This is a genomic window from Nonomuraea lactucae, assembly GCF_003313395.1.
GTDB lineage: Bacteria > Actinomycetota > Actinomycetes > Streptosporangiales > Streptosporangiaceae > Nonomuraea > Nonomuraea lactucae.
Genome location: NZ_QNFZ01000829.1, coordinates 1 through 5,713 on the forward strand (window position 1 = coordinate 1; position 5,713 = coordinate 5,713).

The 5,713-nt window shown below is 73.6% G+C and carries 6 protein-coding genes; 5 read left to right on the forward strand and 1 reads right to left on the reverse strand.

What is annotated here, in order from left to right:
• A partial coding sequence (locus DQW85_RS28805; protein WP_205315489.1) for a LutC/YkgG family protein occupies positions 1 to 356 on the forward strand: 356 nt, incomplete at its 5' end.
• Here DQW85_RS28805 and DQW85_RS28810 read toward each other — a convergent pair.
• Positions 346 to 1,350, reverse strand: coding sequence for a baeRF2 domain-containing protein (locus DQW85_RS28810; protein ID WP_113703005.1), 1,005 nt, complete (start codon positions 1,348 to 1,350; stop codon positions 346 to 348). The genes DQW85_RS28805 and DQW85_RS28810 overlap by 11 nt on opposite strands.
• A gap of 84 nt (positions 1,351 to 1,434) precedes the next feature.
• On the opposite strand from DQW85_RS28810, the gene DQW85_RS28815 reads away from it, so the two are divergent.
• From DQW85_RS28815 to DQW85_RS28830, 4 genes are all read left to right on the forward strand, one after another.
• On the forward strand, positions 1,435 to 2,514 hold the full coding sequence (locus DQW85_RS28815; RefSeq protein WP_162795455.1) for a GNAT family N-acetyltransferase: 1,080 nt from the start codon (positions 1,435 to 1,437) through the stop codon (positions 2,512 to 2,514).
• A gap of 88 nt (positions 2,515 to 2,602) precedes the next feature.
• Positions 2,603 to 3,778, forward strand: a complete 1,176-nt coding sequence (locus DQW85_RS28820; protein ID WP_113703007.1) for a bifunctional cobalt-precorrin-7 (C(5))-methyltransferase/cobalt-precorrin-6B (C(15))-methyltransferase — start codon at positions 2,603 to 2,605, stop codon at positions 3,776 to 3,778.
• A gap of 66 nt (positions 3,779 to 3,844) precedes the next feature.
• Positions 3,845 to 4,684 carry a sirohydrochlorin chelatase gene (locus tag DQW85_RS28825; RefSeq protein WP_113703008.1) on the forward strand — a complete coding sequence of 280 codons (840 nt, stop codon included), beginning with the start codon at positions 3,845 to 3,847 and terminating at the stop codon, positions 4,682 to 4,684.
• Between the two features lie 167 nt (positions 4,685 to 4,851).
• Positions 4,852 to 5,713, forward strand: an 862-nt coding sequence (locus tag DQW85_RS28830) for a nicotinate-nucleotide--dimethylbenzimidazole phosphoribosyltransferase (protein WP_162795456.1), incomplete at its 3' end; no start/stop codon positions are given.

The window sequence follows — 5,713 nt, forward strand, 5'->3', positions numbered from 1 at the left end:
GGCTCGCGCAGGAGTGGTCCGCGGCGGTCCCCGCGCCGCCCGGCGGCCCGGCCGGGGCGCGGGACGCGGACGGCGTGATCACCGGGTGCGCGGTCGCCATCGCCGAGACGGGCACGATCGTGCTGGACTCGGGCCCCGGCCAGGGCACGAGGGAGCAGACGCTGGTGCCCGACTACCACCTGTGCGTCGTACGCGCCGGGCAGGTCGTGGGCGGGGTGCCGGAGGCGGTCGCCAGGCTCGACCCGGCCCGACCCCTGACCTGGATCAGCGGCCCCTCCGCGACCAGCGACATCGAGCTCGACCGCGTCGAGGGCGTGCACGGCCCGCGGACCCTCGAAGTGATCATCAGTACCTGATGACGGCCGCCACGTCCGAGACCTCGTCGCTGAACCACAGCTCCGCGTCGGTCATCGCCGCCGCCCTGGCCAGGGCCGAGTCGGCGCGTTCGGTTACCGGCTGCTCCACGCCCCACAGGCGCAGTTCCTCCGCCTCGGGGGCGAGCTGGGTGCCGCCGTCGCCGATCCACACGGGCTCCGGCAGCTCGCCGGGGGAGAGCACGGCATGCACCCTGCCCTCGCGCAGCGCGTGGAACACCTGGCGCGGCCCCACCGGCCCGGCCGCCTCGCGGTGCCGGTCGAGCAGCTCGGCGCGCCTGCCCTCCAGCCACTCGTCCAGCGCGCTCTCGACGTCCAGCTCGAACCCTCCGCGGTCGGAGTGGCTGCCGTGCTCCACCATCATCACGCGGTCCGCGGCCTTGGTGCCGAGGTGGTCGCAGAGCATCGCGCGCGACTTAGGGTCACCGGCCACGATGACGAGCTCGGCGCCGATCCGCCGCACCTGGTCGTCGATCTCCCCCGCGACGAGCGCCACGTTCTTCTCCCAGGTGCTCTCCACGCTGTTCTCGTAGCGGCGCTGCGACCAGCCGCCCTGCGCCGTCTTCTGCAGGGGCCACGACTCCGCCCGCAGGGTGGAGGTACGCGGCGAGCCGCCGCCGAACACCGTCAGCTCCGCCCCGGCGTGGTCCACGATGACCCGCAGGTGCGGCACGTTCTCGCCGCGCCGCATCAGCATGGGCGTGACGTGCGGCAGCGGCGACCACGTGGCCAGCTCACCCGGCGGCTCCGAGAGCCGCTCGGAGAGCACCACGTCGCCGTGGGTGGCGAACATCGCCACCGCGGGCTCCACGGCCCGCTCGTGCAGGGCCTCGATCGTCGCGGGATCGGCCCCGCCCAGCCGGTCACGGACGCCGCGCCAGCTCGACTCCCGCTCGGGTTCGGTCAGAGCACCCAGGTAGACCGACGCGTACGGCCCGCGGCGCTCGTACAGCGGCCGGATGAAGTCGAGCCGCACCGCTCACCACCTCCACTTTGCTCTCAATTGCGCCCCTACCCCCGCTTTCATGGGCAAACATCGCGTATGTGTACGCTGCCGAGCGTGTTCGATCCCGAGGTGACCGTCATCACCGGACGGCTCAGGCTCCGCCCGTTCGGCCCCGGTGACGAGGCACGGATCCGGTCCATCGTGGAGACCGGAGCCACGTTCCTGCCCCCCGGCGCCCCCACCCACGTGGCCGGCGTGAGCCAGTGGCTCTCGGCGGGCGTCCACGAGCTGCGCGACTCCGGCCAGGGGGTGCACCTGGCGATGGCCGACCCGGACGGCCGCGTCGTCGGCGCCGTGAGCCTCTTCAAGACCTCGTGGGGCGCGGGCACGACCGAGATCGGGTACGGCGTGCACCCGCTCCACCGCGGGCGCGGCTTCGCCACCGAGGCCGTACGGGGGCTCGTGGACTGGGTCTTCACCACCACCGACCTGCGCAGGATCGACCTGACCGCCAACCTCGACAACCTCGCGTCACTGCGCGTCGCGCAGAAAGCCGGCTTCACCTGGGAAGGCGTGCTGCGCGAGGCCAGCGTGGAGGACGACGGCCCGCATGATCTCGTCCTGTTCGGCATGCTGCGCGACGACGACCGCGCCCCGTCGGAGAGCCTGCCGCGGGCCGAGCTGCGCAGCCGGCGGCTGAGGCTGCGCCCGCTCGGCGTACAGGACGTGCCCGACCTGGCCGCCACCGGCGCGGACCCCCTCACCCAGGCCATGACCGGGGTGCCGCGCGGCTATTCCGAAGCCGACGCCAGGGCGTTCCTGGCCGTCACCGAGCGGATGCGGATCAGGGGGCAGGGGATCGCCTGGGCCGGCGAGGAACTGGACGGCGGGCGGTTCGCGGTGAACCTGGACCTCAGGGACGTCGACTGGATCAACCGGACGGTCGAGGTCGGCTACATGACCGCGCCCTGGGCGCGCGGCAACGGCTACGCCGGTGAGGCCGTGCTCGCCGTCGCGCGCTGGCTGTTCGGCACGCTGGCGTTCCAGCGGCTGCTGCTTCGGGCCGCGGTCTCCAACACGGCCTCGCAGCGCGTCGCCGAGAAGGCGGGCTTCACCCGCGAAGGCGTCGCGCGCAACGCCCTGCGCGGTGAGGACCTCGTCGTCTACAGCCTGGTCCCCGCCGACCTCGTGTGACCTGTCTCCGGCGACCGCGCTCCTGTCCGGATGTCTGGTGAAACTCCGTGGAAGCCGTCACTCTTGGTGGTGAGGACGGTGAGGCGCCATGATCACGGTGGTCGGGTGGGACGGGTCGGAGCTGTCAGCCGGAGCGATCGACCGGCTGCATGCCGCGACGCTGGTCGTGGGACCCGACGCCGTCGTCGGCCGGCTCAGGCTGAGCGCGGCGACCGCGACCGACGAGACGCTGCTCGACACCCTCGACCGGCACGCCGAACACGGCGAGGGCCATGTCGTAGTGGTCGCCGAGGGCGATCCGGGCTTCTTCGGCGTGGTGCGGAGACTGCGCGCGCACGGGTTCGACCCCGAGGTGCTGCCCGCCACGTCGCTGGTCACCAGGGCCTTCGCCTGCGCCGGGCTCAACTGGGAGGACGCCCTCGTCGTCGCCCCCTCCGGCCCGCACCAGCTCGGCCGCGTCGTGAACGCCTGCCGGGCCCACCCCAAGGTGGCGCTGATCGTCACGCCGGGCGTCGGCCCCGCCGAGATCGCCCGCGAACTGGCCCCCACCACCCCGCGCGCGCTCATCGTCTGCGAGGACCTCGGCGGCCCCGACCAGCGCGTCACCCACAGCCGCATGGGCGAGGCCACCACCCGCCCCTGGAAGGACCCCGATGTGGTGCTCGTCCTCGACCCGCTCCACCAGGGCGCCCCGCCCGGCTGGGTGGCCGGGGCCCAGCCCGGGCCCGCCGAGTGGGCGCTGCCGCTCCAGGGCAGGATCCCGCCGGAGGTCAGGGCGTACATCCTGGCCAAGCTCGGGCCACGGCTCGGCGACCTCGTCTGGGACGTCGGCGCGGGCTCAGGCGAGATCGCCGTCGAGTGCGCCCGGCTCGGCGCGGCCGTCATGGCCGTCGAACGCGACATGGCGGCCTGCGCCCGGCTGCGCACAGCCGTGCTGGAGCACGGCGTCAAGGTGGCGCTGACCCGCGGGCAGGCCCCGCCCGCCCTGGAGCCGCTGCCCGATCCCGACGCCGTCTTCGTGGGCGGAGGCGGCCCTGACGTGATCGTGGCCTGCGCCGCCCGCGGCCCGCGCTCGCTGGTCTGCGTGGTCAAGACCCTGGAGCAGATGCCCGCCGTGCTCGACCGGCTGCGCGAGCACGGCTACCATGCCGAGGGCACGCAGATCCTGGCCTCCAGGCTCACCATCCAGCCCGACGGCTCGCACGGCCTGACGGCCTCCGACCCCGTCTTCGTCGTTCACGCGGTGCCGGCGCACCCAGCGTGACCTGTCCCTCACCGGCGCGCATCGGTTATCCTCGCGTGTCTTTGTCTACAACCGGAGAAAGCCTCGATGAAGCCGCCGCTCCTCCTGATCGGGCAGGGCTCGAACGATGACGCCGATTCCGCGGAGTTCGGCAGGTTCGTCCACCGGCTCCGCTGCCGCCTCGACCAGAAGGCCGCCGATGTCTCGGGCGGCTACCTCGAACGGGCCACGCCACGGCTGAGTGAGTCCGTCGCCTCCCTGGTCGCCCGAGGACACCACCGCCTGGTCGCGCTGCCCCTGAGCCTGACCCGCGCGGGTAAGGAATACCCCGCCGCCATGGAACGCGAGCAGCAGCGCCACCCCACGCTGATGTACGACTACGGCCGGCCGCTCGGACCCGACCCGCGCGTGCTCGCGCTGCTCGCCGAGCGGCTCAACGACGCCGCGACCGAGATGCCGAGGCTCCGCCCTCTGGAGCTGGTCGGCGGGCGGCCGAGGCCCGTCGAGGTGCTCCCGGCCGAGCTCCAGCCGAGGCACGTCGATCCGGGGGACACCGCCGTCGTGCTGGTCGGCGAGGGCTCCACCGCCCCGGCGGCCAACGCCGAGATCCACCGGGTGTCGCGGCTGTTCTGGGAGTCGCACGCCTACGACTTCATGACCGTCGAGACGGCCTTCGTCTCCGTCACCCCGCCCGGGGTGCCCGGCGGGCTCGAACGCTGCCGGAGGCTGGGGGCCAAGCGCGTCATCGTCGTGCCCTACCTGCTGTTCGCCGGCGGGGTTCTGGAGCGCGTGTGGGCGCAGGCGCTGGCGTACGGGGCCGGCCACCCCGAGCTCGACATCCGCTGCGCGGAGGTGATCGGCGACTGCGAGACCCTGGCCGACGTCGTGATCGACCGATACGAGGAAGCTCTCCAACTGGTCCCCTGACCGGCTCTCCGCGGCGATCGCGGCCATGTCCCGGCTCGAACCGCCGCCCGATCCTCTCGATCTTTCCGAGTCGCTCGATCCGCTCGATCCGCTCGATCCGCTCGATCCGCTCGATCCGCTCGTGAAACGTCCCTGATCCGTCCGTGATCCGTCCATGGAGGTACGCCGTGACAGTCGAGACGCTCGCCGAGACGCTGGCCGAGATCCGCCCCGCCGACCCGCGTGCCCTCGCCGACGCCCGGGCCCACCAGGACCGCCTCACGAAACCGCGCGGATCGCTGGGAGCCCTCGAAGAGATCGCGGTACGGCTCGCGGGCGCGGCCGGCGTCAGCCCGCCGCCCATGCCCGTCCCCGCGGCCCTGGCCATCTTCGCGGCCGACCACGGCGTGCACGCCCAGGGTGTGAGCCCGTGGCCGCAGGAGGTCACGGTCCAGATGGTCGCCAACTTCCTCGCGGGCGGGGCCGTGGCCAACGCCTTCGCGGCCCAGGCGGACGTGTCGGTGACCGTGGTGGACGTCGGTGTCGCCGCCGACCTGCCGGACGCCCCCTCGCTGGTCAAGCGCAAGATCGGCTATGGCACGGCCGACCTGTCGGCGGGCCCGGCCATGACGGTCGACCAGGCCGCACAGGCCCTGGAAGCCGGCATCTCGGTGGCACGTGACCTGGTCGCGCGGGGTGCCCGGTGCCTGATCACCGGCGACATGGGCATCGCCAACACCACCGCCTCGGCCGCGCTCATCGCGGCCTTCACCGGCAGCGACCCGGCCGAAGTCACGGGCCGCGGCACCGGGATCGACGACGACACCCACGCCCGCAAGGTCGCCGTGATCCGCCAGGCGCTCCAGGTCAACGGCGTGGCCACCGTCGGGTCACAGCCCAGCGACGCGCTGCGCGCCCTGGCCGCCGTCGGCGGTTTCGAGCACGCCGCGATCGCGGGCCTCATCCTGGGCGGCGCGGCCGCCCGCGTGCCGGTCATCCTCGACGGCGTCATCGCCGGCGCCGCCGCGCTGGTCGCCGCGGCCCTCGACC

What these genes read in the sequence shown, in the direction of transcription:
- DQW85_RS28820 (WP_113703007.1), top strand. Translation starts at nt 2,603, where the DNA reads ATGATCACGGTGGTCGGGTGGGACGGGTCGGAGCTGTCAGCCGGAGCG.
- DQW85_RS28825 (WP_113703008.1), top strand. Translation starts at nt 3,845, where the DNA reads ATGAAGCCGCCGCTCCTCCTGATCGGGCAGGGCTCGAACGATGACGCC.